Origin of the sequence: Gordonia sp. i37, from assembly GCF_002043085.1 — a bacterium.
In the GTDB taxonomy this organism is placed as follows: Bacteria; Actinomycetota; Actinomycetes; order Mycobacteriales; family Mycobacteriaceae; genus Gordonia; species Gordonia polyisoprenivorans.
In genome coordinates this window covers 1-25985 of the sequence record NZ_MVPX01000341.1, presented here as the reverse complement: position 1 = coordinate 25985, position 25985 = coordinate 1, and the positions used below count along the sequence as shown (strand labels likewise).

General features: G+C 67.3%; 24 protein-coding genes. 16 read left to right on the top strand and 8 right to left on the bottom strand.

Annotated features, from left to right (window positions below):
• Window positions 1–24: 24 nt before the first annotated feature.
• Entirely contained in the window at window positions 25–1290 is a 1266-nt protein-coding gene (locus B1964_RS16645; protein ID WP_079930562.1) for an MFS transporter, read from the bottom strand.
• A 108-nt stretch (window positions 1291–1398) separates the two neighbouring features.
• Between B1964_RS16645 and B1964_RS16640 the strand changes: the two genes are divergently transcribed.
• The 3 genes from B1964_RS16640 (at window position 1399) to B1964_RS16630 (ending at window position 5214) form a co-directional block, all read left to right on the top strand.
• Window positions 1399–2586 carry an ATP-grasp domain-containing protein gene (locus B1964_RS16640; protein WP_172398870.1) on the top strand — a complete coding sequence of 396 codons (1188 nt, stop codon included), beginning with the start codon at window positions 1399–1401 and terminating at the stop codon, window positions 2584–2586.
• Window positions 2587–2680: 94 nt separating this feature from the next.
• Entirely contained in the window at window positions 2681–4177 is a 1497-nt protein-coding gene (locus tag B1964_RS16635; RefSeq protein WP_079930560.1) for an NAD(P)/FAD-dependent oxidoreductase, read from the top strand.
• A 2-nt stretch (window positions 4178–4179) separates the two neighbouring features.
• Window positions 4180–5214 (top strand): zinc-binding alcohol dehydrogenase family protein, encoded by a 1035-nt coding sequence (locus B1964_RS16630; RefSeq protein WP_172398869.1) that lies wholly within the window; start codon window positions 4180–4182, stop codon window positions 5212–5214.
• 18 nt (window positions 5215–5232) lie between these two features.
• Here the strand turns inward: B1964_RS16630 and B1964_RS16625 are convergent, their stop codons facing one another.
• From B1964_RS16625 to B1964_RS16615, 3 genes are all read right to left on the bottom strand, one after another.
• Window positions 5233–5979, bottom strand: a complete 747-nt coding sequence (locus tag B1964_RS16625) for an SOS response-associated peptidase (protein WP_079930558.1) — start codon at window positions 5977–5979, stop codon at window positions 5233–5235.
• Between the two features lie 46 nt (window positions 5980–6025).
• The gene (locus B1964_RS16620) at window positions 6026–6526 is read right to left on the bottom strand and encodes an aminoacyl-tRNA deacylase (RefSeq protein ID WP_079930578.1); all 501 of its coding nucleotides are present in this window, start codon (window positions 6524–6526) and stop codon (window positions 6026–6028) included.
• Between the two features lie 125 nt (window positions 6527–6651).
• A complete protein-coding gene (locus B1964_RS16615; RefSeq protein ID WP_079930557.1) occupies window positions 6652–7686 on the bottom strand; it encodes a linear amide C-N hydrolase in 1035 nt (344 codons plus the stop codon).
• A gap of 875 nt (window positions 7687–8561) precedes the next feature.
• Between B1964_RS16615 and B1964_RS16610 the strand changes: the two genes are divergently transcribed.
• The 9 genes from B1964_RS16610 to B1964_RS16565 all read left to right on the top strand — a co-directional run bounded on the left by B1964_RS16610 (window position 8562) and on the right by B1964_RS16565 (window position 18016).
• Window positions 8562–9248 carry an ATP-binding cassette domain-containing protein gene (locus B1964_RS16610; protein WP_172398872.1) on the top strand — a complete coding sequence of 229 codons (687 nt, stop codon included), beginning with the start codon at window positions 8562–8564 and terminating at the stop codon, window positions 9246–9248.
• Window positions 9249–9251: 3 nt separating this feature from the next.
• On the top strand, window positions 9252–11213 hold the full coding sequence (locus B1964_RS16605; RefSeq protein WP_079930556.1) for a YhgE/Pip domain-containing protein: 1962 nt from the start codon (window positions 9252–9254) through the stop codon (window positions 11211–11213).
• 80 nt (window positions 11214–11293) lie between these two features.
• Window positions 11294–12703, top strand: coding sequence for a glutamate decarboxylase (locus B1964_RS16600; protein ID WP_079930555.1), 1410 nt, complete (start codon window positions 11294–11296; stop codon window positions 12701–12703).
• The gene (locus B1964_RS16595) at window positions 12703–13389 is read left to right on the top strand and encodes a hypothetical protein (protein WP_253194037.1); all 687 of its coding nucleotides are present in this window, start codon (window positions 12703–12705) and stop codon (window positions 13387–13389) included. Before B1964_RS16600 ends, B1964_RS16595 begins: the two co-directional genes overlap by 1 nt.
• Window positions 13390–13405: 16 nt before the next feature.
• Entirely contained in the window at window positions 13406–14473 is a 1068-nt protein-coding gene (locus B1964_RS31085) for an AraC family transcriptional regulator (RefSeq protein WP_253194036.1), read from the top strand.
• Window positions 14474–14881: 408 nt separating this feature from the next.
• A complete protein-coding gene (locus B1964_RS16580; protein WP_231386948.1) occupies window positions 14882–15619 on the top strand; it encodes a sigma-70 family RNA polymerase sigma factor in 738 nt (245 codons plus the stop codon).
• On the top strand, window positions 15616–15927 hold the full coding sequence (rsrA, locus tag B1964_RS16575) for a mycothiol system anti-sigma-R factor (RefSeq protein WP_020170566.1): 312 nt from the start codon (window positions 15616–15618) through the stop codon (window positions 15925–15927). The genes B1964_RS16580 and rsrA overlap by 4 nt, the downstream gene beginning before the upstream one ends.
• A gap of 304 nt (window positions 15928–16231) precedes the next feature.
• Window positions 16232–16453 (top strand): biotin/lipoyl-binding carrier protein, encoded by a 222-nt coding sequence (locus B1964_RS16570; protein ID WP_020170567.1) that lies wholly within the window; start codon window positions 16232–16234, stop codon window positions 16451–16453.
• A gap of 36 nt (window positions 16454–16489) precedes the next feature.
• Window positions 16490–18016: a sensor histidine kinase gene (locus B1964_RS16565; RefSeq protein ID WP_079930553.1), complete on the top strand. Its 1527-nt coding sequence runs from the start codon at window positions 16490–16492 to the stop codon at window positions 18014–18016.
• A 94-nt stretch (window positions 18017–18110) separates the two neighbouring features.
• Here B1964_RS16565 and B1964_RS16560 read toward each other — a convergent pair whose 3' ends face one another.
• Complete coding sequence (locus B1964_RS16560) at window positions 18111–18365, bottom strand: WhiB family transcriptional regulator (protein WP_006330074.1); 255 nt, start codon at window positions 18363–18365, stop codon at window positions 18111–18113.
• Window positions 18366–18809: 444 nt separating this feature from the next.
• Entirely contained in the window at window positions 18810–19757 is a 948-nt protein-coding gene (locus B1964_RS16555) for a diacylglycerol kinase family protein (protein WP_079930552.1), read from the bottom strand.
• 87 nt (window positions 19758–19844) lie between these two features.
• Here B1964_RS16555 and B1964_RS16550 point away from each other — a divergent pair, with 87 nt between their 5' ends.
• Window positions 19845–20420: a hypothetical protein gene (locus B1964_RS16550; RefSeq protein ID WP_346348429.1), complete on the top strand. Its 576-nt coding sequence runs from the start codon at window positions 19845–19847 to the stop codon at window positions 20418–20420.
• 108 nt (window positions 20421–20528) lie between these two features.
• The gene (locus B1964_RS16545; RefSeq protein WP_006368657.1) at window positions 20529–21320 is read left to right on the top strand and encodes an AAA family ATPase; all 792 of its coding nucleotides are present in this window, start codon (window positions 20529–20531) and stop codon (window positions 21318–21320) included.
• A gap of 28 nt (window positions 21321–21348) precedes the next feature.
• Here the strand turns inward: B1964_RS16545 and B1964_RS16540 are convergent, their stop codons facing one another.
• Both B1964_RS16540 and B1964_RS16535 read right to left on the bottom strand, forming a co-directional pair.
• Window positions 21349–22572, bottom strand: coding sequence for a PQQ-binding-like beta-propeller repeat protein (locus B1964_RS16540; protein WP_079930551.1), 1224 nt, complete (start codon window positions 22570–22572; stop codon window positions 21349–21351).
• Window positions 22573–22697: 125 nt separating this feature from the next.
• Entirely contained in the window at window positions 22698–24359 is a 1662-nt protein-coding gene (locus B1964_RS16535; protein WP_079930550.1) for a DEAD/DEAH box helicase, read from the bottom strand.
• 365 nt (window positions 24360–24724) lie between these two features.
• Here B1964_RS16535 and B1964_RS16530 point away from each other — a divergent pair, with 365 nt between their 5' ends.
• Together B1964_RS16530 and B1964_RS16525 are read left to right on the top strand one after the other, a co-directional pair.
• A complete protein-coding gene (locus B1964_RS16530) occupies window positions 24725–25414 on the top strand; it encodes a ferritin-like fold-containing protein (protein ID WP_006368654.1) in 690 nt (229 codons plus the stop codon).
• Window positions 25415–25567: 153 nt separating this feature from the next.
• Complete coding sequence (locus B1964_RS16525; protein ID WP_006368653.1) at window positions 25568–25798, top strand: DUF3107 domain-containing protein; 231 nt, start codon at window positions 25568–25570, stop codon at window positions 25796–25798.
• Window positions 25799–25985: the final 187 nt, after the last annotated feature.

Below are 25985 nucleotides of genomic sequence, written 5' to 3'. Positions count from 1 at the left end.
GAAGGTATGTCCCGGAGGTGAGACCTAGGACGTCGCCGAATCCCGCCCGGCCGATCGGCCCCGGCGCAACGCCACGGCGATGAGAACCATCGCGACCGCACACAGCACCCCGACCCCGACGTCGAAGGCGATCCCGGCGGTCACCAGACCCCAGTGGGCCGCGGCGATGCCCTGCCCGATGATCGGAACCGACAGCGCGATGTAGGCGACGACGAAATAGGTGGACGTCACCTCCGCGCGCCGGTCCAGTGGGCTCGCCGCGACCACCGCCGCCATGCCCTTGCTGAACGAAATACCTTGCCCGGCACCGGCGATCACCGCACCGACGATCATCAGCGTCAGCGACGCCGCGGCCAGTGACCAGGCCAGGACAGCCACCCCGACGACGAGCGTCGCGCACCCGGCGATCAGCGCCGCACCGGTGGGCGCGTTGCGCCCGAGGATCTGAATGGTCGCCGACGACGCGAGCAGGACGGCGACGAGCGCCCCGGCCGCGGCATGATTGTCGATGCCGATCACCTTGGCGAGAAACGACGGCGCCACCGCGGTGAAGGTGCCCAGGACCGCGAACCCGGCGAAGGCCGCGATCGCCGGCCCGGTGAACACCTCGCGCACCTGCGGTGGCACCGACAGCCGTTGCACGCCCAGCCGGGCCCCCGGCCGCAGCCGTGCGGGTTCGGCGACGAACCAGATCGCCACCCCGACCACGGCGAGTGCCGCCAGGTCGACCAGGAAGACGGTGTGCAGGGGCGCGGGGACGTACTGCGCGAGAATGCCCGCCACCAGTGGGCCGAGCCCCAGCCCGCCCATGTTCGCGGCGGTGGCGATCGCCGGAGCGCGCGACTGCCAGGATCGCGGGGCCAGTTCGATCACCGCTGCCGTGGCGGTGCCGGTGTAGATACCCGCCGACAGCCCCGAGATGACGCGCCCGGCCAGGAGCTCGGCCAGCCCGCCCGCGGTGACGAAGACGACGGCACTGATCGCGGAGATGACGACGCCCGCCAGCAACAGCGGCCGTCGGCCGATGACGTCGGACCAGCGGCCGAACACGATGAGCGCCGCGATCACCCCGGCGGCGTAGACGGCGAAGATCACCGTCGTGGTCGCGACGCCGAAGCCCAGTTCGGCGCCATAGATCGCATAGAGCGGCGTCGGCAGCGTGGTGCCCATCATCACCACCGCGAACGCGGCGACGGCGGCCGCGAACGCCGACCCCGCACCGAGTGTGCGGCGCGTCGGGGGACGCGGATCTCCTCCGCCGGGACCGGGAGTCGGTGTGTGGGAAGCCATGACGCTCCACAGCGTATCCCCGATGGCGGGCGCACACCGGCGTGATGCGCGGTGGCGGTCGGCCCGGATTATTCACTCGGCGAACCGTCGGTGCACTACCGTCGTGGCATGGCGCCTGTCGATCCCAGAATCCTCGTCACCACGTCCCGGATGCCCTTCGCCGTCGACGAGATCCACAAGCTGGGGGAGACGGGCCGGTTCGTCGTCGCGACCGACACCTTCCGATCGGCCCCGGGCAACCATTCGCGGGGCGCGAGCAAGCACATGGTGGTGCCCGCACCCACCCAGGAAACCCAGGCCTACGTCGACGCCATCGCGGGGATTCTCGACTCCGAGCGGATCAACTGGCTGCTGCCGATGTTCGAGGACGTCTTCTATCTCGCCAGGCATCGAGATCAGCTCGCCGTCGGCCGCGACGTCGAGTTGTTCTTCCCCGACTTCGACACCCTGCGCATGGTGCACGACAAGGTTGGTTTCACCGAACTGTGCGCGCGGCTGGGCCTACCCGTCGCCGAGACGATCACCGCGACGAGCCCGGCGGAACTGCGTGCCGCGACCGGCCGTTGGGATCACTGGTTCGCTCGGGCGGCCTTCGGGCGCGGCGGTCTCGACATCGCCACCAACACCGGACCGCTCGCCGGCGAGACCGACCTCGACGACATCACGCCCACCCCCGAGGACCCCTGGCTGGTCCAGGAATTCCTGGCCGGCGTCGACCGCTGCAGCTGGAGTGTGGTCCACCACGGCGAGGTCGTCCTGCATTCTTGCTACGAACACCCGCTCGCGATCGACAACCGCGGGGGCGTGGTCTTCCGGTCGGTGGATTCGCCGCAGTCGCTGGAAACCGCGCAACGCATTGCACGCGAACTGAATTGGCACGGACAACTGAGCTTCGACTACCTGATGACCGACGACGGGGTGCACCACATGGTCGAGTGCAACCCGCGCCCGACCGCCGGGTGCACGCTGGCCACCGCCGAGGAGTTCGACACCGCGCTGTTCGATCCCGGTGAGCTCGTCGTCGTGCCCGAGGGCCGCAAGAAGATGATCCGGGCCGCAGTCATCCGTGACGCCCTCATGCACCCGAGTCGTGCCCGTGCGGACCTGCGCGCCTCGCGCGGCGCGAAGGGCGTGTACGAGCAGCGCAAAGATCATCTGCCACTGCTGTATTCGGCGTTGTCACTGCAGCATGTGCTGGCGTATCGCAAACAGCTCGGCATCAACCGGGTCAAGGGCGAGACCCTGGTGGCCACCCAGTTCTTCGACGTGCTCTACGACGGGTCGCCGATCCCCTGATGACCTCCCAGGGTGATGTGGGTTACTGTGAAGCCTGGTAACAGGTAATGGTCGCGGTGACCTCCCGGGCGCGTGACCTCGCGAAGGAGGGCACATGCGACCACATCACGAGGTGATCATCGTGGGCGCCGGATTCGGTGGGCTCGGGGCGGCCATCGAATTCCGACGTCTCGGCATCGACGACCTCGCGATCCTCGAACGCGAGGACGACCTCGGTGGCACCTGGCATGTGAACCACTACCCGGGCCTGGCCGTCGACATCGCCTCGGTGACCTACTCGTACTCGTTCGCGCCGAACCCCTACTGGTCGCGATTGTTCGCGCCGGGCCCCGAACTCAAACGCTACGCGACGCACGTCGCCGACACCTACGATCTCAAGCGGCACATGGAGTTCGGCGTGAGCGTCGAGTCCGCCGAATGGGATGAGCGGCAGCAGTTCTGGGTGGTGCACACCGGTGACGGAATGGCGCGCACGTGCCGGTATCTGGTGACCGCCACCGGCTTCCTCTCCCAACCCCACATCCCCGACTTCCCGGGGATCGACTCCTTCGAGGGCACGATCCTGCACACCGCCGACTGGGACGACTCCGCCGACCTCACCGACAAGCGCATCGCGGTGATCGGAACCGGTGCGACCGCGGTGCAATTGATTCCCGAGGCGGCGCGGGTCGCACGCCACCTGACGGTCTTCCAGCGCACTCCCATCTGGGTGGTGCCCAAGGTCGACATGGCGATCCCGAAGCCGGTGCAGCAATTGTTCGCCCGGGTGCCCCCGGTGCAGCGCGCGGCGCGCCTGGTGAACACGGCAGCGCTGGAACTGCTCATGGTGGTCGGTGTGCTGCACTTCCGCCAGGCCAAGATGGGCAACAAGGCCGCCGCCCTGCTCGCACGGGCGCATCTGCGGGCGCAGGTGCCCGACGCGGCGTTGCGCCGCGCGCTCACTCCCGACTACGACTTCGGATGCAAACGACCGACGTTCTCCAACAGCTACTTCCGGTCGTTCATCCGCGACAATGTCACCCTCGAGACGAATGGGATCGGCCATCTGGAACCCGACGCCATCGTCGCGGGCGACGGTCGGCGCACCGAGATCGACACCCTCGTTCTCGCCACCGGATTCGATCTGTGGGACAGCAATTTTCCCGCCTTTCCGGTTCTCGGGCGCGACGGTGTGGAGCTCGGGCTCTGGTGGCGGACCCGCCGATTCCAGGCGTACCAGGGGCTGACCATGCCGAAGTTCCCGAATCTGTTGTCGCTCAACAGTCCCTACTCGTACAGCGGGTTGTCGTACTTCACCACCATCGAGGGCCAGATGATCCACATCGGGCGGCTCTTCGGTGAGCTGAAACGACGCGGGGCGACGACCTTCGAGGTCACCGAGCAGGCGAATGCGCAGTTCCTCGACGAGGTCACCGACAAGCTCGATTCGTCGGTCTTCTACCGCGGCGACTGCGCGAGTTCACGGAGCTACTACTTCAACCACCAGGGGGAGGCGGCACTGCTGCGCCCCACGTCGACGCTGACCACCCTGCGAGAGATGGGCAGATTTCCGCTCGACGCCTACGAGTACCGGATGGCGCCTACTGTGTGAGCATGCGTGCATGGGCCGTCACCACACCTGCGCCGATCGACCCGGGGTCGGACCACGACAGTTCGGATCGCCCCGGACCGCTGCAGCCGGTCGACAAGCCGATCCCCGAACCCGGTGTCGGTGAGCTGCTCGTCCGGATGCGTGCGTGCGGGGTGTGTCGCACCGACCTGCACGTCTGCGAAGGTGATCTGCCGGTCCACCGGGTCGGGGTGACCCCGGGCCACGAGGTGGTCGGCGAGGTCGTCGGACTCGGCGCCGGCGCACAGGGATACGCGGTCGGCGACCGCGTGGGCGTCGCCTGGCTCCGCCACACCGACGGCACCTGCGGCTACTGTGTGCGCGGCGCGGAGAACCTCTGCCCGAACTCGACCTACACAGGCTGGGATGTCGACGGCGGCTACGCCGAATTCACCACCGTACCTGCCGATTTCGCCTATCATCTGCCCGGCGGCGTCGACGATGTGACCCTTGCCCCGCTGCTGTGTGCCGGCATCATCGGCTATCGCGCGCTGATGCGGGCGTCGCTGCCGCCCGGAGGTCGGTTGGGGCTCTACGGATTCGGTGGCAGCGCGCATCTCGCCGCGCAGATCGCCATCGCGCAGGGTGCGCGGGTGCACGTGATGACGCGGGGGGAGCAGGCGCGCGAGCTGGCACTGTCGTTGGGTGCGGTCTCCGCGGTCGATGCCTACGACGCCCCGCCCGAACCGCTCGATGCCGCGATCACCTTCGCCCCGGTGGGTGAGCTCGTGCCGGTGGCGATGCGGGCCCTCGACCGCGGCGGGGTGCTCTCCATCGCCGGCATCCACCTCAGCGACATCCCGGCTCTCAACTACGAGCGAGAGCTGTTCTACGAGAAGGAGATCCGCTCGGTGACGGCCAACACCCGGGGCGACGGTCGCGAATTCCTGCGGCTGGTCGAGGAGTACGGGATCACCGCCACCACCCACACCTACCCGCTGTCGCGGGCCGACGCCGCCCTCGCCGACCTGAAGGCCGGACGTTTCGACGGCGCGGCGGTGCTGGTCCCCGACAACTGACCCACCGGGCGTGGGGCCTCACACCGGGTTCAGGAGCTCCGGGGAATTGTTGGCCACCCGGTTCACCAGCGGTGACACCTCACGAATCGCGATCGCGGCCGCGACGTCGGCACTCGGCGGCGCGAAAAGAGTATCCGGCGCACGGTGGTCGGGATCGAGCCACGCGTCCCAGTTGTCGTAGGGCATGATCAGCGGCATCCGATCGTGGACCTCGCGCAGATCGCCGACGGCGTCGGTCGTCAGGATCGAACAGCTCAGCAGCGGCGCCGCGTCGTCGGTACGGTCGTGCCACACCGACCAGAGGCCGGCCATGAACAACCGGGTTCCGTCGACCGGTGACATGAAGAACGGCACCTTGGTCGGCTTGCCCTTGGAGTCGGGCGGGCCCTTCTTCCACTCGTACCAACCGTCCATCGGGACCAGGCAGCGTCGCGACTCCACCGACGCCCGGAACGAACTCTTCTCCCCGGCGGTCTCGGCGCGGGCATTGAACAGCAGCGGTCCCTTGCCGACCTCCTTGGCCCACGCCGGGACGAGCCCCCACCGCATGGCCCGCACGCGCAGTCGCGGGTCGTCGTCGGGATCATCGTGGTCGTGCCGTTTGACGACGGTCATCACCGTCGTGGTCGGCGCGACGTTGTAGTTGGGCCCCGGTGACCCCGGTGTGCCCGCCGCGGCGTCCAGCGGAACCGGCACCTCGTTCACCGCGTCGATCTCGGCAGCGAGTTTCGCCGGGTCCGTGGTCACCGCATAACGTCCGCACATGACGTCATGTCTACCGCAGTGCGCCAGGGCTCGGGCGGCGTGACCGTCAGCTCGCGGCGGCGCAGATGTCGGCGGTCACCGCCGAGGTGATCGCGATCAGATCCGCGGGGGCCACCTCCACCTCGAGTCCCCGGCGCCCGGCGCTGCACCACACGTGTGGCCACCGCAGAACCGACTCGTCGACGACGGTCGGCAGGGTGGTGCGCTGTCCGATGGGGGAGCCCCCGCCGAGGACATACCCCGTGCTCCGGGTGACCGCCTTGGCGTCGGCCATCACCGCACGCCCGGCGTCGAGCGCGGCGGCCGCTGCCTTCAGCGACAACGAGCGCGGCACGGGCACTACGGCCACCGCGAGACCCGAACGGGTGCCGGACAACTCGATGACCAACGTCTTGAGGATCTGCTCGGCAGCCACCCCGAAGGCCGCGCCGAGCACGTCGACGGCCTCGGCGCCGTAGGCGGTGGTTCGCGGGTCGTGGCGGTAGCGGTGCACGCGATGGGGTATCGACTGCGCGGTGAGCGCGGCGACGGCAGGGGTGGCGGCCACACCGATGTCCTCTCGCTGCATGAGTACGGTGGCGTCCACGATGTCGTGTACGCCACCGTCACGGCAAATCGCACCGAGCCGACGTCGCTCGCCGGGGGACGCTCAGGACGTGGCGGCGCTCGCGCTCAGGACTTGGCGGCGCTCGCGCCCTGGGCCTTCTCGAGTTGTTCGAGGAGTGCGAAGGACAGGAACGTCATGGGTCCGTCGTCGGCGAAGTCCGAAGCCACGTTGCCCGCGATCCCGCCCTCGAGGGACAGTTTGCTCAGCAGGTCGAGCTTGAGTTGCCCGCTGCCCTCGGAGAAATCGAGATCGGCGAGGTCGACCCACACCACGTTGGGTCGGGTGGTCGACTCGTACACGTACCGCTTGTTGGTCAGGTCGAGCACGACCTGCCAGATCGTCTGCGACGCATCCGGCTTGCCGGGGTCGGGGATCCGGAACGGCTGGGCGGCATTGCGTATCACGCTGAACATGCTCGCGATCGATTCGAGCTGGGTACTCGGCTGCGGCAGTCGCTTCGCGTAGTAGGCCGCGCGGGCGAAGCGGTGCTCGGCCTCGGTGTCACCGGGCAGCGGCTGATCGCCACCGAGCCCCTCCCAGCGCGTCAGCAGCGTCAGCTGTTGGTCGTAGGTCGGGGAATTGGTCATCACGTGGTAATCGGCGCTGTGATAGACCTGCGCGCGACCGTCGATGTACTCGATGATCGCCGAGTCGCCCGTGGCGTCGTCCAGCGCGAGGTGGATGGTGGGCGGATTGCCACCGGTCGGATCGGGCATCTGGATGACCTGCACCGACGTCTCTTCGATCCACGCGACCGCCTCGGCGACGGTGGCGAAATTGTCGAGGAAGTACTGCAGCCAGATCGCCTGACTCAACGCCGGGCGGGACTCGTCGAGTTGTCCGTAGGTCGACTCGGCCAGCCACAGGACGTGTCCGCCGAGGCCCGCCTCGTTGAGTCCGTCGACGGAGATGATGTCGAATGCGGTGGCGATGACGCTGCCGTATTTCGAGGTCCAGGTGAGTTCTCCCTTGACCCCGTCGTCGCGCTGCACTCCCCGGGGTTGCTTCCACAGGTTCGTCATGAGGTCTTTGTGGAAATCCATGTTACGACCGACGACAACCGAGCCGTTGGCATCCGGCCAGATCACGCGAGTGCACATTGTTGGGTCCGCTTTCTCGAAGGCGTGCGCCTGGTGCACGCGTGGTGGTCCTGCTGCAGGGGTGAATTCTTTTCGGGCGACCGTGAAAAGTGCGCGACCCCGGACTCCGATTATCCCGGTACCGATAGGTCGCCACGTCGTGTCCGGCTCGATTCTTCGGGTTATGCCGAGAACTGTCGCAGATTCGTCGGCATCATGTCCCAAATCGGTCCATGTCGCACCTCGAATGTGGTGCCCGCGGCGCTCGTGGGCCGACTCCGATCACCCCGGTGACGCCGAATCATGCTGACTGATAGCCGATCTTGTCGTCGTCACCCTAGCGGAGGTCGAGACATCGGATTCGGGACAGATGGGCAACAAATCTGTGTCACAATTCGTGCACCGCCGACACCGATGATCGGCGCGGGCCGAGGTGGCATTCACCAAGATTTCTCCACAATGCGGCGATACCGATGATAAAGTGCTCGCCCCGAGCCCGGCAGAGCCGCATCTCGCGAGGTCGCGAGCGCGGTACCGGGTGCCGCGTTGGTCCGAACGGATGAATCGATGGGCTGCTCGCGAGACGATTGTCGCTCGGATGCGAAGTGGAAGTTTGTTGGCGAATCGACGAACGCTGAGATTAGATGACGCCGTTGGTTTCACGGCCGCGTGCAGAGAATTCGTGCGAAGTGTCGAGATGGTGGATTCTTCGGTCAGCGAACAAAGCGGGCCGCCACGGACAACAACGTGCGTGTGGGCACGGGAGAAAGGTAGCCGTGACAGAGGCGAGAGCCGACTTCGGACCGGACGACAACGATGCCGACGGAGCACCGACCGAACAGATCCCCGTCGCCGGGACCGGCACACGGACAGACCCGTCCGAGGCCGGTGAAGCGCTGCTGATCGCCGAGGACATCGGGGTCCGGGCATCATGGGGCCACATCTACGGACCCACCACCCTGACCGTTCGGCGGGGCGGCGTCACCGTGCTGGTCGGTTCGGGCGGTCGAGGCCGCACGGCGCTGATGCTGACGCTGGCCGGCCGGATGAAGCCGTCCTCCGGTCATCTCACGGCCTTCGGACGCACCAACAAGGCCCAGCACCTGTTCGCCCGGGCGGCGATCGCCGATATCGACGAGGTCGACGACATCGAGCAGACGATCCGGGTCCACGACGTCCTCACCGAGACCATCCGGTGGCATGCGCCCTGGTACAAGTGGGTGCCGCAAGCCGACGCCGACGATCTCGAGAGGATCTGTCGGCCGGTCTTCGGCCCGTACGCGCTACCGACGATGGACGCCTACGTCGAGGAACTGCCCGAGTTGACCGCGGCGCTGTTCCGCATCGCCGTGGCCAACGTCGCCAGGCCGGAGTTGCTGGTGGTGGGGGGAGTCGACCGACTCAATCGGGTCAACAGTTCCCACATGCTGCTGCAGCGGCTGATCGACCTGGGCCGGCACCAGACCGTCGTCACCGCCGACGTCAACGGCGGCTTCTCGGACCTGGGATTCCGCGATGTCATCGAGGTGCACAACCTCACCGACCACGAATTCGTCAAGCTCGACCAAGAAGATCGGATCTAGAGGATGCTCGCCGCTTTCTCGCCTGGCAGCGATTTCAAGCGTTACTACCGGGGGCGGATGCCTCGGCTCGCCCTCATCGTCATCATCCTGATGCCGCTGATGTATGGGGCGCTGTACCTGTGGGCGTTCTGGAATCCGTTCGACGCGGTCAACAAGATCCCGGTCGCCCTGGTCAATTCCGACCAGGGCGCCACCGTGCAAGGTCAACCACTCAAGGCCGGTGACCAGGTGGTGCAGGGGCTCGTCGACTCCAAACAGCTCGACCTGCACGAGGTTTCGGCGCAGGAAGCGGCCGACGGGGTGGCCGGCGGCAAGTATTACTTCTCGATCACCTTGCCCGAGGACTTCAGCGAGGCCGTCTCGTCGCCCGCGAGCGGCAATGCGCGTTCGGCGCAGCTCGTCTTCACCTACAACGACGCCACCAACTATCTGGCGACGGTGATGGGGCAGGACGCCGCCGAACAGGTGGTGAACCAGGTGGGCGCCCAGGTCGGCGCCCAGACCTTCGACATCGTTTTGCAGGACGTCACCAAACTCATGCCCAAGCTCGCGCAGGTGCAATCGGGGGTGAACCAGCTCAACACCGGGATGAAACAGGCGAACACCGGGGCGCACGAACTCTCGACCAATCTCGTCACCGCCAAGGACGGCGCGGGACAGCTGGCCGCCGGCCTCGGTGAGCTGAACAGTGCCGTCGACTCGGCGACCACGCCGATCCTCAACGCGCTCAACGGAAGTTCCGGGCTCAGTCCGGCCGAGCTGAGTGCCACCGCGACCCGGCTCGCGGCCAATACCGGTGCGGTGACCACCCAGCTGAACGCGGCCGCACAGACCCAGTCGCAGGCCTACAACGCGCTCGGCGCGGTCATCGGTCAACTCCGCACCAGCCTCGACCCCAATGTCCGTGCACTGGCCGGTTCATTGGCGCCGGTGCAGGACTTTCTCGGGAATCAGGGCCTCGGGCCCACGGCGAGCAATCAGCTCACCCAGGTCCGCGGCGATGCCAACCTTCTCTCGGCACAACTGTCCGACCCCAACAGCCCGCTGCGCGCCGTGATGGGCCTGCTGCAGAGTGGAACACTCGCCAGCGACATCCAGGCGGCGAGGTCGGCGGCGGGTGAGCTGAGCTCGGGTGCCGACCAATTGAGCAGCGGCCTGGTGCAACTGTCCGACGGGGCCAACCAACTCGCCTCTGGCACAACACAACTCACCGCAGGTACCCAACAGTTGGCGACCGGCGTCGACGAGGGCATCAAGGCCGTACCCCAGTGGTCGCAGGCACAGAAGGATGCACTCGCGAAGACGCTCGGTCAGCCGGTCGCGTTGAAGGAGACCACCCTCAACGAGGCGTCGACCTTCGGAACGGGATTCACACCGTTCTTCTTCGGCCTGGCGTTGTTCGTCGGCAGCATCATCGCCTGGATGCTGTTCAAACCCCTGCAGGCCCGGCCGATCGCCCAGGGGCTCAACTCGTTTCGGGTGGTGCTCGCGTCGTATGCCCCGACGTTCTTCGTCGGATTCCTGCAAGCCGCCATCCTCTACCTGGTGGTGGTGTTCGCGGTGGGACTGCGACCGTCGCACCCGTGGGCGACCTTCGGGTTCATGCTGCTGATGGTCGCGATGTTCCTCGCGATGATCCAGATGTTCAACGCGTTGTTCGGGCTCGCGGTCGGCAGAGTGGTGACGCTGGCCTTCCTCATGGTCATGCTCACCTCGGCGGGTGGCATCTATCCGGTGCCGACCACGACCAAACCCTTCCAGTACATCCACTGGGTCGATCCCATGACCTACACGGTGACGGGCCTGAGGCAACTCACCGTCGCCGAGAACGTTGACTACAGATTCTGGGGGTCCCTAGCGGTCATACTCGTGCTGACCGCGGTCTTCCTGGCGGTCTCGACCCTGGCCGCGCGCCGCAACAGGCAGTACACCATGGACCGGCTGTATCCGCCGGTGGAGGTGTAGTCCTCACGAGGCGACGACCCCGACCCCCATCATTCGTGCACTCACCACCGCCCATCTCGTCAGTCGGAAGGACATCAGTCATGACCACGCGAAAGCACACCAATGCCCGCGCCACCACCAATCTCAACGATTCGTTGACGGTGAACCCGGTGTTCGTGCGTCCCGGTGAGGCCACCGAGTATCCGAAGTTCGCCATCCCCGAGGGCATGAGTCTGCCCGAGACGGCCTATCAGATCGTTCACGACGAGGCGATGCTCGACGGGAACGCGCGGTTGAATCTGGCGACGTTCGTCTCGACGTGGATGGATGACGAGGCCCGCAGGCTCTATGCGGAAACCTACGACAAGAACATGATCGACAAGGACGAGTACCCGCAGACCGCGGCGATCGAGGATCGGTGTTGGAAGATCATCGCCGATCTCTGGCACGTGCCGGATGTCGACAAGTCCATCGGGACCTCGACAATCGGGTCGTCGGAGGCGGCGATGCTCGGCGGGCTCGCGCTCAAGCGTCACTGGCAGGCCCGGCGCAAGGCGGAGGGGAAGTCGATCGAGAAGCCGAATCTGGTGTTGTCGACGGCGGTGCAGGTGTGCTGGGAGAAATTCCTCAACTATTTCGAGGTCGAGCCCCGCTGGGTGCCGGTCTCGCAGGAGCACTTCGTGTTCGACGGGCACGAATTGGAGAAGTACGTCGACGAGAACACCATCGGGGTCGTCGCGATCCTGGGCGTGACCTACAACGGCTTGTACGAACCGGTACAACAGATCTCGGCAAAGCTCGACGAGATCGAGAAGAACACCGGGCTCGACGTCAAGATCCACGTCGACGGTGCGTCGGGTGCGATGGTGGCGCCGTTCTGTCAGCCGGACCTGGAATGGGATTTCCGGGTCTCGCGGGTGGTGTCGATCAACACCTCGGGACACAAGTACGGGCTGGTGTATCCGGGTCTGGGATGGATCGTGTGGCGTGACACCGAGGCCTTGCCGGAGAGCATGGTGTTCCACTGCAGCTACCTCGGTGGCGACATGCCGACGCTGGCACTGAACTTCTCACGTCCGGGCGCGCAGGTGTTGTTGCAGTACTACAACTTCCTGCGGCTGGGGCGCGACGGTTATCGGTTGATCCAGCAGGGATCGATCGACGTGGCCACGTACCTGTCGTCGGCGATCGCCGAGTTGGGGCCGTTCGAGCTGGTCAGCAAGGGCGACACGATTCCGGTCTTCGCGTGGAAACTGAGGGACGGTTACACCGACAAGTGGTCGCTGTACGACCTGTCGGATCGGTTGCGGCTCAAAGGGTGGCTGGTGCCGGCGTATCCGATGGCCGACGGGTTGGCCGACTGGACCCTGCAGCGCATCGTGGTGCGTGCGGGGTTGAGTCACGATCTGGCGACGGCGTTGCTGACCGATCTGGAGAGTGAGGTCGCGTTCCTCGATCAGCTGGAGTCGCCGATGCCACGCGAGGGAACCGGCTCCCACTTCCATCACTGATGAGCTCCACGTCCGAGAGTGTTTCGGCCGCAGCGACTCCGAGCGCCATGCAGGCGATACTGGTCCCGACCCTGACCAAACAGTGTTGGGGTTTCATGATCGGCTCGGCGCTGTTCGCGCTCGGATCCGCACCGTGGCTGGGCATCTGGATGGGCGCCGCCAACGCCAACATCTGCTATTTCATCGGCGCGTGGTTCTTCACCGCCGCGGGACTGATCCAGGTGATCAACAGCGGCCCGGTCAGCGTGGCGGTCGACTATGCGCCCGGTCGGATGGTCCGGGCCGAATGGCTCGCCGCCGCCTCGCAATCCCTGGGCACCGTGCTGTTCAACGTCAGCACCACCTCGGCGGTCACCGCCCACACCCTGGCCGCCCAGAAACATCTGGTCTGGTCGCCGGATGCGGGCGGTTCGGTGGCGTTCCTCCTGTCGGCGGTGTTCGTGCTCGTGGCGTATTCGCACAGCAACCCGATCTGGAATCCAGGTGACGTCGATTGGTGGGCGGGACAGGTGAACCTGTTGGGCTGCATCGCCTTCGGGGTATCGGCGGTCGGCGCCTACATCACGCCCAACGGCGCCACCGTCGACGACGTGCTCGCCAACACCGGCACTTTCGTGGGAGCGGTCTGCTTCTTCGTCGCCTCGCTGATCGTGCTGCCGGCGTGGCGAGCGCGAGGGCCCCGATAGCGAGTTCGGTGATCACGTGAGCCACCAGATCCGCCGGCGGGGTCTACCGACGGATCTGGTTCAGGCGTGGCGTCGACGCATCGGGGCCGACAACCCGGTGGGCAACAATCCGATCAGCTATGTCCGCAGCTCCGGGCGCGAGGGACTGGTCAACCGGACCCCGGGCATACACGTCGCCGCCGATGTCGCCGAGGACTTCGACGAGATCGTCTTCTGGCGCCCGCTGACCGACCTGCACGCCTTCGTGATCTTGCGGACCCCGTGCACCGTGTCGCGGTCGGCGGAGCTCATCGGCGACCACCCCTCGCCCTACCTCGTGGTCACCACGACCGTGCCCGACGGCGGTCGCTTTCTCCAGGGGGACCGGTCCGTCACCGACGATTCGCGCGACAGCGTGCTGATCTTCGACAACGATCAGCCCTACTCGCGCACCTCGCAGCGGATCTCCGACATCGCCGGGGTCGCGGTTCCGGTACGTCTGCTCGGCAACGAATCGGGTCCGGCGCATCGGCCGATGTCTCCGGTGCAGTCCGATACGCCACTGGCGCGGGCGGCGGCCGCGTTCCTCCGTACCTTCGCGTGCGACATCGCAGCCGGTGGCGCCGATACCGACCCCGGATCCGAGCTCGCCGCGATCGACCTCGTCCGGGCTTTGCTGACGCAGGGTCGGTCCGACTCGGAGCTCGGCGGCGACTCGAAAAGCGTCAGGGCGGCGACACGCGCGCTCGTCGAGCAGTACTTCCAGGATCCCGAGTTCTGCGCGGAGACCATAGCCCGGTCGCTGCACATGAGCCGTCGTCAGCTGTATCGGCACTTCGCCGACAGCGAGGAGACCCCCGCGACGATGATCACCGAGCGACGGCTCGTGCGTGCCCGCGAACTCCTGCTCCGTCGGGTGCACCCGAGCCTGGACATGGTTGCCGCGGCATGCGGATTCGGCTCTGTGTCAACACTTCGCAACCGGTTTCGGGCGCAGTACCGCATGACACCCGCCGAGTTCCGCAACGCCTGGACCGAGCCGGTGGACGTGACGGAGGTGCCGCCGGTGGCCGGTGACGGATCGGCCGATCGCGGACCGGCGTGACCCGACGCCGGCGGTCCTCTCGCACGTCTGGATAGCCCGCCGACGGCATCACCGCACACCGGGGTGGGCGATGCCGCCGGAACAATTGTGGTGTCGGTCCTGTTGAGTGCAGTGGCCGGGGCGGACGCAACGCCATCAACGAGATGGTCGATACGGCGCTCGCCCCAACAGACGAACGAGCCGGACACATGATTCGGGTATGCGGGCGCGCCATAACCCGCGCCCGACACGACGGTGTCGGCAGTTCGACAGCGCAGAAGGGCAGGTGGGTAGGTGAGCGCGGACATGCTGCTCGACCGACGCCGATCGAGTGAACCTCGGACACCGGTGGCCGACCCCGGATCGGTAGACTTGATCGACATCATCGGGCCACCGGCAACGGTGTCCACCGGCGTCACCACCGAAGGGATCGCAGTGACCGAACCCGATTCAGACGGCCGCGAGAGCTCCCCGGAGGCCGGTCCAGAAGCGTCGAGCCCCTCAGAAGGATCGAGCCCCACGACCGGAGCGTCCGACGGACCCGGTTCGGCGGCCCCGCGGCGAGCGGACCCGGGCGAGTCCGCGCAGGACCTCACCGAGCGCTTCGAACGCGACGCATTGCCGCTGCTCGATCAGATGTACGGCGCCGCCCTGCGGATGACGCGCAACCCCGCCGACGCCGAGGATCTCGTGCAGGAGACCTATGTGAAGGCGTTCTCCGCATTCGCGTCGTTCCGCGAGGGCACCAACCTCAAGGCCTGGCTGTACCGGATTCTGACCAACACCTACATCAACGGCTACCGCAAGAAGCAGCGGCAGCCCGCGCAATACCCGACCGACGAGATCACCGACTGGCAGTTGGCTGCGAACGCCGAGCACACGTCGACGGGCCTGCGGTCGGCGGAGATCGAGGCCCTCGACGCCCTCCCCGACGACGAGATCAAGGCGGCGCTGCAGGCGTTGCCCGAGGACTTCCGGATGGCGGTGTATTACGCCGACGTCGAGGGACTTCCGTACAAGGAGATCGCCGAGATCATGGACACACCGATCGGAACGGTCATGTCCCGCCTGCACCGCGGACGCCGCCAACTTCGTGAGTTGCTGGCCGACGTCGCCCGGGAGCGCGGATTCAACCGCTCGGCGACGACGAGCGAGGTGGCCCGATGAGTGAGCAACCACAGGTACCGGCCGACGACGACCCGGAATTCAGCTCCCTGGATTGCTCGGCGGTGATCGCCGACGTCTGGTTGCTGCTCGACAACGAATGCGATCCGGACGCGCGCGCCCGACTCAAGGGACACCTCGACAACTGCCCGTCGTGTCTCGCGCACTACGGCATCGAGAGCGAACTCAAAGCGCTCATCAACCGCAAATGCGGTGGCGAGCGGGCACCGGCGGGTCTGCGGGACCGGCTGCGGATCGAGATCCGCAAGTCCGTCATCGTCACCGAGACGCGCTACTCGACCGGGGACTAGGTCTCCCGAGCAGGGCGATCCGGATGGGCGATTGTCGAATCGGATGCCGCACGTGGGACAATCGCTGAGCACATCTGGATGAAGGAGGCCCGTCATGGGTAAGCGCGGACGCAAGAAGCGCGCACGGAAGAAGAACGCAGCCAACCACGGCAAGCGTCCCAACGCCTGAGCGCGAACGCGAAACGCCCGGCGCGGTGATCGCCGATCGACACGATCGGCTCCCGCCCGGGCTTTTTCGTGTCGTGGCCTCTCCGGTCTCGGGCGCTTTCTGCCCGGAGGTCGCCCATGCCCTAGATTCATGGGCATGGCTGAGGACGTCGTGGCAGAGATCGTGGCGAGCGTGATGGAGGTGCTGGTCCAGGCGGGTCAGCACGTCGAGGTCGGCGACACCCTGGTGCTTCTGGAGTCGATGAAGATGGAGATCCCGGTGCTCGCCGAGGACGCGGGCACCCTCGCCGAGATCAAGGTCGCTGTGGGCGACGTCATCCAGGCCGGCGACGTCATCGCCGTCTACGAACGAGCGTGACCGGCCCGGTGCCGGTGTACTGAGACCCGATCGCCGATGTCCACCCTGGTCGATCTGCTCGCCGAGCACACCACCCTTTCCGACAGCGCCGCCGGCCATCTGCAGCGGCTCGTCGCCGAATGGCAACTGCTCGCCGATCTGTCGTTCGCCGACTTCGTCCTGTCGGTGCGCACCGACACCGGCGAGATCGTCAACGTTGCCCAATGCCGGCCCAACACCGCCTCGACGGTCTTTCCGAGTGACGAGGTCGGCACCGTGGTCGACCCGGCGGTGCATCCGCAGGTGGCCCGGGCCTTCGCCGAGGGCCGAATCCTGCGGGACGAGGACCCGACGTGGCTCGGGGCGATGGCCATCCGGCGCGAGACGGTGCCGGTGCGTTTCGTCGACCCGGCCGGAGACGAGCGGATCGTCGGGGTGCTGACCCGTGCGGTCGATCTGACCCATCCGCGGCTGCCCTCACCGCTTGAACTGGCGTACCAGGATTCGGCCAATGACCTGTGCCAGATGGTCGCCGACGGCACATTCCCGCAGTACGAGGGCAATCCGCAGGGACTGTCGACCCCGCGTGCCGGCGACGGTTTCGTGCGGATCGACGCCCGCGGCATGGTCGTCTACTCCAGTCCCAACGCGTTGTCGGCGTTTCATCGCATGGGTTGGACCTCCGACCTCAGTGGCGCCCGGCTCTCGGAGGTGACCGCGACACTGCTGACCGATCCGTTCGAGTCGCAGGATGCCGCGGTGATGATCGACGCCGCCTGTGGGATCAGCGATCCGCCCGCGGGCCCCTACCGCGACATCGGGATGCGGATGGAGGCCGACGCCCGCAGTGCCACCGTGCTCATTCGTGCTGTCGCGCTGCGCCCGCGTGGGGTCAGCTCCGGGGCGGTGGTCCTGATCCGCGACGTCACCGAGGTCAAACGGCGCGACCTCGCCCTCATCAGCAAGGACGCGACGATCCGGGAGATCCACCACCGCGTCAAGAACAACCTGCAGTCGGTGTCGGCGCTGCTGCGCCTGCAGGCGCGGCGCACCACCAACGACGAGGCACGCACCGCACTCACCGAGGCGGTACGACGTGTGGCGTCCATTGCGCTCGTCCACGAATTGCTCTCCGGCAGCGTCGATGAAGAGGTCGACCTCGACGAGGCCGTCGATCGCCTCGTGCCCACCCTCGTCGACGTCGCCTCGGGGGAGCAGCCGGTGATGGTGCGCCGTCGCGACCGGCTCGGCGTGCTCGCCTCGGATCTCGCGATGCCGCTGGTGATGGTTCTCACCGAACTCGTGCAGAACGCGATCGAGCACGGATTCGCTCCGTCGCGCACCGATGCGCGCATCGACATCCGGGCCGACCGAGACGTGCGTCGGCTCCGGATTGCGGTGCGCGACAACGGTTCGGGGCTACCCGACGGGTTCGACCTCGCGGCCTCGGAACGCCTGGGGCTGCGGATCGTGCAGACCCTGGTCTCGATCGAACTCGGCGGTGAGGTGCGCGCCGGGGCCAATCCCGACGGTCCGGGGGCCGAGGTCGTCCTGGTGGTGCCGCTGCGTCGGGACCCGCGCTGAGATCTGCGGTTCGCCGGGAGGCGGCAACAAAAAACCCGGCCGAGGCCGGGTCTCTTGTGGGCCGCCGGACAGTGGCGGCCGTGTTCGCTGCTCGTTAGACGCTGCTGCGGGTACGGGTGCGTGCGGTGCGCCGCTTGAGTGCACGACGCTCGTCCTCGCTCATGCCGCCCCAGACGCCTGCGTCCTGGCCCGATTCCAGAGCCCACGACAGGCACTCGGCGGTGACCGGGCACCGCGCGCAGACGAGCTTCGCATCAGCGACCTGGGCGATGGCCGGACCGCTGGTTCCCACCGGGAAGAACAGCTCCGGATCCTCGTCGCGACAGATTGCCTTGTGACGCCAGTCCATTCCTTCTCCTTCAGGTGCTCGGGGCACCACTCGATAACCGTTGGTTGGTTCGTGTTGGCTGTAACCGATCGTTCACGCGGAGGCACCGATTGTTTCCGCGCTGTTGCTTGTGAATACTTTCACGAATCCAGCCGAAGTCAATGGTGTTCCGTTAACACGTGGGCAATATCACTGTTGTCGCAATATCACTTCGGCTGACCCCCGGTGGCAGGGGGTCCGTGCGTCAGCTCGAACTCCGATGATCTATCCTACGCTTCGATCCCGCGCCGCGTCACGCGTTTTCCCAGGTCGGCTTGTTCTCGATCGTCCGCTTCGTCACACCACCGGGTGACGTGCACCACCGGGCGACCGTGACAACGCTCCATGTCACAGGGGTTGGGTCGCGCTGTCAAGGCTCCTCGCCGTGCTGCGGCCAGGTGTTGACACGGTGACGGGGATGTTGCGTCAGGTCGTCGGGGACGGCACGGGTGCGACCACGTCGAGCGCGTCACGTCGATGATCGAATCGGATGTCCGTGTAGGCCCCGATGTAGTCGCCGTCCATCTGCACATCCACCGGTTCGGTGGCTGCGAACGTGACCCACGCCACGTCGTCGTCGCGGAAGAGGTGATGCGCCTTGGGATTGCGTTGCGTGAGTAGACGCGTTGCCAGCGGCAGATTGCGCAGCACGCCGGTCGACGTCGCGGCGAAGACGCCGAGCCGGGTGTCGAAGCCGGTGCTCGGATTGATCCGGATCTCACGCCGGCCGAGGTAGGTCCACGGGCTGGTGTTGGAGACGAAGGCGAACCGCACGCCGGTCCTCGGGTCGTGACCCGCTGCGGTGACCGTGAAACTGGCTGTGCCACCGGCATTTCGAAGGAAGCTGGCGATGGTCGTCCAGAGGTAGCGACCGGGGGTGGCGGGCTTGCCCGCGTGCCGCTTGTCCTCCATCGCGTGCACGATGATCGCGTCCATCCCCATACCCGCGTTGAACAGGAACCATCGATCGGCGGAGTGGCCCAGGCCGATTCGCCGGTGACTGTCACGGTCGAGCAGATCGATGATCTGACGGGTCGCCTGCAACGGATCGGGATCGATACCGAGTGTGCGTGAGAATACATTGGCGCTGCCACCGGGGATCACGGCCAGGGCGGGCAGGTGGGCCGGCGGGGTGTGTGTGGGGGGTCCGAGCAGTCCGTTGACCGTCTCGTTGACCGACCCGTCGCCACCGTGCACTATCACCGCGTCGTAATTCTCGGCCACCGCTCGCGCACCGAGTTCACCTGCGTGTCCGCGATGGGTGGTGTGCTCGACGTCGACCGGGAAGTGCGCGCTCAGGGTGTTGACGAGAGCGTCGCGGCCCGCGGGGCTGGTCGCGGTGGCGAACGGATTGACGATGAGCATGACGCGCACGACACCCGAGGATATGGGGTCGATGCCCGACGTGGTCGGCCGGGCGGGCGCTGTGAGCCCCGCGGCCGGTCCGCTTACCCTGGAAAGGTGAGCAAACGCAGTGAGCCGGGGGGTGGGCAGCGCGGCCGGCGATCCGGCGATGACCAGCCGCGAGTCACCGAACCGGGCGAGTCGGACGCGTCGGTGTCCCATCGCGATCCGGCGGACACCGATGGGCCGCCGACCGCCATTCGGGTGGCGGGAGCGCTGACGACCCTCGAGGGCGTGGTGGCCCTGGTCATCGCCGTCGTCCTCGTGGTGCGCGGTCTGACCGAGGACCGGCACGACGCGTTCAACGGCATCGGTACCGCGTTGTGGCTCGCCATAATCTTCGGTGGGGTGCTGGCCGGCGGGGTGGCGCTACTCGTCGGCCGCCGGTGGGGACGCGCGATCTCGCTGGTCGCGCAGATCCTGCTGCTACCGGTGTCGTATTACCTGTTCACCAGTCACCAACCGTGGTTCGCCGTCCCGCTGGCCGTCCTCGCACTCATCACACTGGTGGGCTTGTTCACGCCGGCGTCGATCCGCTGGCTGGCCGGCGATCTGGAGATCGACGAGCCGACGCCCGCACCCGCACGGCGGGCCGAGCGCACGACGCGACGTCAACGAGGGCGCAATCAGTAGCTGCGCATCGCAGCGGCCCCTCGCATCGCAGTGGCCCACGGTTGGGCGTCGCGGTGGGGTACGGGTCGGCGCACAGTATTTGCCTGGGTAAAGCCTTACAGTGGACCCATGACGCGCTTGCTTGCGGTTGCGAACCAAAAGGGTGGGGTGGCCAAGACCACGACGGTCGCGTCGTTGGGGGCGGCGCTGGCGGACCTGGACTCGTCGGTTCTCGTTGTGGATCTGGATCCGCAAGGGTGCCTTACGTTTTCGCTCGGTCACGATCCGGATCAGGTGCAGTCGTCGGTGCACGACGTGCTGCTCGGCGACGAGGAGATCGCTGACGTCCTGCTCGACACGGAGGACAACGTCACCCTGCTGCCCGCGACGATCGATCTCGCCGGGGCGGAGGCACTGTTGCTGATGCGGCCTGGCCGGGAGTACGCGTTGAAACGGGCGCTCGCGGAGGTCGCCGAGGATTTCGACGTGATCCTGATAGATTGCCCGCCGTCGCTGGGTGTGCTGACCCTCAACGGGCTCACTGCCGCCGACGAGGTGATCGTGCCCCTGCAGTGCGAGACGCTCGCGCACCGGGGCGTCGGTCAACTGATGCGCACCGTCACCGAGGTCCAGCAGATCACCAACCCGGGGCTGACGATGCTGGGCGCGGTGGCGACCCTCTACGACGCGCGCACCACCCACAGTCGTGACGTGCTCTCGGATGTCTCCGACCGCTACGGCCTTCCCGTCCTCGATCCGCCGATCCCGCGCACGGTGCGTTTCGCCGAGGCGTCGGCGTCCGGTGCATCGGTGATGCGGGGCCGAAAGAACAAGGGCGCCACCGCATATCGCGAGCTCGCCGAGAATCTCTGGAAGTACTGGGACGGCGGCGGGGACGTGCGTACCGCCGACCTCGCCTGATCCGTCGTTCCGCGCCGGGGTCCGGGCGTCACGCCTGCGGCCCGAAGACCTCCAGCTGGGCTCCGCGCTGCTCGACGACGAGATCGCCGAGAACACGCAGGATCACCGTCGTGCCGTCGGCCGGAGAGCGCCGCGGCAGGGTGATGGTGCGGATGTCAGCGCCGTCGGCGGGATCGCGGACGGTGATCCCCGACGGACTCGGCAGCAACAACTGACCGGCCATCACCTCACCGGGACCGAGGGCCGCCGGGATCTGATAGCGCGGGCGCAGCGACTGCGCGTCCAAGACGACGGTGGCCTGGCCGGTGTAGTAGGTGATCAGCCCCGACGAGAACGTGGCGACGCTGTCGACCGGGGGTTGCGGTGACCCCTTGACCTCACTCGATGCGCCGGCGGCGCCGTCGGCGGTGAACAGGCGGATCCTCGGGGTGGCAGGCGTGGGACCGTTGCCGTTGGTGCCGCCGTCGTAGACCGCGATCCCGGAGGTGCTCATCGCGATCAGTGCGGGTGGGTCGGCTGACGCCCGATCGGTGATGAGTGACGATCCGTACTGGGTGACCTGTTCGTTGCTGTCGAGTAGCGCACCGAGCACCGTCAGCCGGTATCCGGGATCGCCCGCACATCGTTCGATGACCGCGACCCGATCGCCCGAGATCGCCGACGAATACAGGTGGCAGTCGGTGCGGCCGGGCTGCACGCCGGGTTTGACCGGTGCGGTCACGCGTCCGTATTCGATGCCGCGCACCATGTTCGATCCCCACGTCTCCAGACGGCCGGGCCCCTGTGCCAGGACGTAGCCGGAGTCGGTGATCAGGTGCAGGGTGTCGTCGGCATCGCTGGTGCGGGCGCTCTTGCGGGCACCGGTGGACCCGTCGAGCGCGGTCACCTCCGAGCAGCCGCGCGAATTGCGGTACACCGCAAGGACCTCGTTGACGCTGCTGGGCCATGCGGCCGCAGCGGTACAGAGTGCGGAGTCACGCGAGTATCGCCACAGGACCCGGCCGGTGGTGGGGTCGTGACCGGCGACCGTCCCGCCGTCGGCGGTGACGATCGTCGACGCCGTGAGCGCCGGTACGTCGGTGGCCGCGGACTCGGCAGACCACCGTGAGGCGAAGGCTTCGGGCACGCCGGTGGCCGGTGTGATCGCCGGGGGAGTTGTACTCGCCGTGACGCTGTCGGTGGTCCGGGCGGGACTGATCCACCAGACGATCGCCCCCGCCACCACGAGCACGACGACGATGAACAGGCTCACCAGGAGGTCGACGCGGGTGCGTCGCTCCGGGCGTACCCGACGCGCAGGCGGCTTCCGGGATGGGGTCGACGTGCTGATCTCGAATACTCCTCGTCGCGGCTGCGCGTCGGCAGGTCCGGTGGACTTTACTCCGAGGCGCCGGTGTCCGAGGTGGCCGGCGCGTTCTGCCCACCACGACGTCGGGCGCCGCCACGGCGGCGCCGGCGCTTGCGGGGAGCGTCGCCGGCGTCGTTGGCCGACTCCGCGTTGGCCGAACCCTTGCTGTCGGCCGGGCGCTCGTCGGTGTCGGCCGTCGTCGCGGCATCGGCAATCGTGTTCTGCTCGCCGTCCGCGTCGACCGCCTGACCGCCGCGGGTCCGGCGGCGCGTGCGGGAACTGCGGGTGGGTCGCTCCCGGCGCTCGCGTCGCTCGGTGCGTTCGCCCTCGCCGTCGGCCGAGCTGCGTCGGGGAGCGGTGATCCGTCCGGTCGCCGACTCCGGGATGGACAGTTCGTCGCGCAGGTGCTCGGAGGTCGAGTAGGTCTCGGCCGGTTCGGGCACACCGAGTTGTAGGGCGGCGTTGATCAGCTCCCACCGGTGCAGTTCGTCCCAGTCGACGAGGGTGACCGCGATCCCGGTGCGTCCGGCGCGACCGGTCCGGCCGATGCGGTGCACGTAGGTCTTGTCGTCCTCGGGGCACTGATAGTTGATGACGTGGGTGACATCGTCGATGTCGATGCCGCGCGCGGCGACGTCGGTGGCGACGAGCACGTCGATCTCACCGGTGCGGAACTTCTTCAGTGCCTTCTCGCGGGCCACCTGGCCGAGGTCACCGTGGACCGCGCCGACGGAGAACCCGCGCTCGGCGAGGTCGTCGGCGACCTTCTGCGCGGTCCGCTTGGTGCGCGTGAAGATCATGGTCGCCCCGCGACCCTCCGCCTGCAGGATGCGTGCGACGAGTTCGGCCTTGTCGAGTGCGTGCGCCCGGTAGACGTACTGGGTGGTCCGCTCGTGGACGGCGGAGTCGTTGGCGTGCTCGGCGCGGATGTGGGTGGGCTGCTTGAGGAACGTGCGCGCGAGGGTCACGATCGGCCCCGGCATCGTCGCCGAGAACAACATGGTCTGCTTCTGGTCGGGCAGCGTGGCCATGATGCGTTCGATGTCGGGCAAGAAGCCAAGATCCAACATCTCGTCGGCCTCGTCGAGTACCAGTACCGCGACCTTGCCGAGAATGAGGTGACCCTGCTGGGCGAGGTCGAGCAGACGACCCGGGGTGCCGACGACCACGTCGACGCCGGCACGTAGATCCGCGATCTGCGACTCGTACGGGCGTCCGCCGTAGATCGAGGTGATCTTCAGCGGCCGACGCCGTGGCTTCGCGGCGGGCGCGTCGTCGCCCTCGACCGGATCAGGGCTCGGCAGGGTGACGACGAGTTTCTTGGCGGCCACCTCCAGATCGCCGGTCACCTGCAGGCACAACTCGCGGGTCGGCACGATCACCAGCGCGCGCGGGGTGTTGTCCAGGGGTCGCACACCCGACTGCTCGGGGTGGACGAGGCGATGGAGCAGCGGAACGCCGAAACCGAGGGTCTTGCCCATGCCGGTGCGGGCCTGACCGATCAGATCGCTGCCGCCGAGGGCGAGCGGCAACGTCAGTTCCTGGATGGCGAAGGTGCGGGTCTTGCCGTCGTCGGCGAGTGCCGACACGATGTGCTCGTCCACGCCGAGGTCGGCGAAGGTCGGCGAGGTGTGCTCTTCGTCGACGATGGTCGTCTGGACCTCGTCGGTCTGGAGTTCGGGAGTGCTCATGGGTGGTGCGTGTGCCTTTCGTGTGTCGCTCGAGCGCGCACGAAAGGCTCCACGAATCCTGCGAGTGGCACCGGGTCGAGTGGTTCTCGGAACTCCCCGGTGGTTCGCGTTCGCCGCGCGACCGCCATGGTCGCGTCGGGCGAGCGGGTGGGCTCGGCAGTGCGCGCGCAATGTCCGGGTGGTCTGCGAGGAGTCGGTGAATTCCGACGGGCTCCGAGTGTGAGAACCCCTCGGCGTCGCACGCGCGCAGGGCGCCGGAAGGCTGCCTCCACGTGCATGGACGACCGGCGTTCGCCGACCACACCGTCCACAAGTGTACGTGGTGCTCACCGGCCGCCTGCACGCGCGACCGTTACCATCGGGGCATGTCGTCGCCCACCGCCTCGCCCGAACCCCTCCCGGCAACCCCCGACGACGAGGAGGACAGGGCCGTCGGCAAGCTCTTCGCGGTGCTCCTCGCCGGCGAGTACGCCGCGTTCTACCGGCTGATCGACGAATCCTCGATGGCCCCCGACATTCCCAGCGGGATCGCCATCGCGCGGATGGCGGCCTCGGAGATCGCGCACTTCGAACTGCTTGCCGAGCAGGTGTCGCGCCGCGGACTCGATCCCGCCGAGTCGGTCGAGCGTTATCGCGCCGTGTTCGACCAGTACCACCGCGCAACCACCCCACGGACCTGGCTCGAGGCCCTGGTGAAGGCCTATGTCGGCGACGGGCTGGCCGCCGACTTCTACACCGAGCTCTCCGAGATGATGCCGCCGGTCGCCCAGCAGGTGGTCGCCCAGGTGATGGCCGAGACCGGGAACTCCCAGTTCGCGCGGGAGCAGGTCAAGGCGGCGATCGCCGCCGATCCGGCGCTGCGTTCGCCGTTGACCCTGTGGGGCCGACGCCTGCTCGGTGAGGCCGTCACGCACGCCCAGTGGGTGCTCGCGGCCGAGGAGGGCGTGACCGACCTGCTGTTCTCCGGGGCCACCTCACTCAACGGTGTCGCCGACTTCTTCGACTCGATCACCGCTCGGCACGCCGAGCGGATGTCCGACATGGGGTTGGGCTGATCGGGCTCGGGTTCGAAGGTGGAGATCGGCGCTTTTCGCTATGAGCGGAGCCGGTGTGGGTCACCGCGATCGCTGGACTAGCCTTGTGCGGCAGGCACTCGGCGTCTCCTCCGCCGGCGTGGACGCACGAGGTTTCCACACAGAAGGGTGGCCATGACCATTGAAGTGAAGATCGGTATCACCGACAGCCCTCGCGAACTGTCGATCCAGTCTCCGCTGGAGAGTGACAAGGCGTTCGCGGCCGTCGAGGCCGTGCTGACCGGCAAGGAGCCGCTGCTCTCGCTCACCGACGATCGCGGTGCGCGCTACCTCGTGCCGGCTGCCAAAATCGCCTACGTCGAGGTCGGCGCCGCGGAGAACCGACGGGTCGGCTTCGGTTCCTGACCGGTTACCGCGCACAACCCGAGAAGAACGCATCGAGCAGGTCGGCTCGGTGCGTTCTTTCGTCTCAACCGGCCGACTGCTCCATGTCGTCGGCGGCCGACTCCGGATCCGGGCCTGCGGCGGCGCGGGCCGACGCCGCGGCGTCGATCTCGACCTGACGCGGCACATGGGACAGGCCACCCCAGAG

Bases quoted from the DNA above. Each gene is read 5' to 3' on its own strand.
- B1964_RS16625 (WP_079930558.1), bottom strand. From the start codon at position 5,979: ATGTGCGGACGTTATGCGGTGACCACGGACCCGGCGAAACTCGCTGCC.
- B1964_RS16605 (WP_079930556.1), top strand. From the start codon at position 9,252: ATGCTCGCCGCTTTCTCGCCTGGCAGCGATTTCAAGCGTTACTACCGG.
- B1964_RS16545 (WP_006368657.1), top strand. From the start codon at position 20,529: ATGACGCGCTTGCTTGCGGTTGCGAACCAAAAGGGTGGGGTGGCCAAG.
- B1964_RS16630 (WP_172398869.1), top strand. From the start codon at position 4,180: ATGCGTGCATGGGCCGTCACCACACCTGCGCCGATCGACCCGGGGTCG.
- B1964_RS16645 (WP_079930562.1), bottom strand. From the start codon at position 1,290: ATGGCTTCCCACACACCGACTCCCGGTCCCGGCGGAGGAGATCCGCGT.
- B1964_RS16640 (WP_172398870.1), top strand. From the start codon at position 1,399: ATGGCGCCTGTCGATCCCAGAATCCTCGTCACCACGTCCCGGATGCCC.
- B1964_RS16565 (WP_079930553.1), top strand. From the start codon at position 16,490: ATGTCCACCCTGGTCGATCTGCTCGCCGAGCACACCACCCTTTCCGAC.
- B1964_RS16600 (WP_079930555.1), top strand. From the start codon at position 11,294: ATGACCACGCGAAAGCACACCAATGCCCGCGCCACCACCAATCTCAAC.
- rsrA (WP_020170566.1), top strand. From the start codon at position 15,616: ATGAGTGAGCAACCACAGGTACCGGCCGACGACGACCCGGAATTCAGC.
- B1964_RS16530 (WP_006368654.1), top strand. From the start codon at position 24,725: ATGTCGTCGCCCACCGCCTCGCCCGAACCCCTCCCGGCAACCCCCGAC.
- B1964_RS16560 (WP_006330074.1), bottom strand. From the start codon at position 18,365: ATGGACTGGCGTCACAAGGCAATCTGTCGCGACGAGGATCCGGAGCTG.
- B1964_RS16570 (WP_020170567.1), top strand. From the start codon at position 16,232: ATGGCTGAGGACGTCGTGGCAGAGATCGTGGCGAGCGTGATGGAGGTG.
- B1964_RS16615 (WP_079930557.1), bottom strand. From the start codon at position 7,686: ATGTGCACTCGCGTGATCTGGCCGGATGCCAACGGCTCGGTTGTCGTC.
- B1964_RS16535 (WP_079930550.1), bottom strand. From the start codon at position 24,359: ATGAGCACTCCCGAACTCCAGACCGACGAGGTCCAGACGACCATCGTC.
- B1964_RS16595 (WP_253194037.1), top strand. From the start codon at position 12,703: ATGAGCTCCACGTCCGAGAGTGTTTCGGCCGCAGCGACTCCGAGCGCC.
- B1964_RS16635 (WP_079930560.1), top strand. From the start codon at position 2,681: ATGCGACCACATCACGAGGTGATCATCGTGGGCGCCGGATTCGGTGGG.
- B1964_RS16525 (WP_006368653.1), top strand. From the start codon at position 25,568: ATGACCATTGAAGTGAAGATCGGTATCACCGACAGCCCTCGCGAACTG.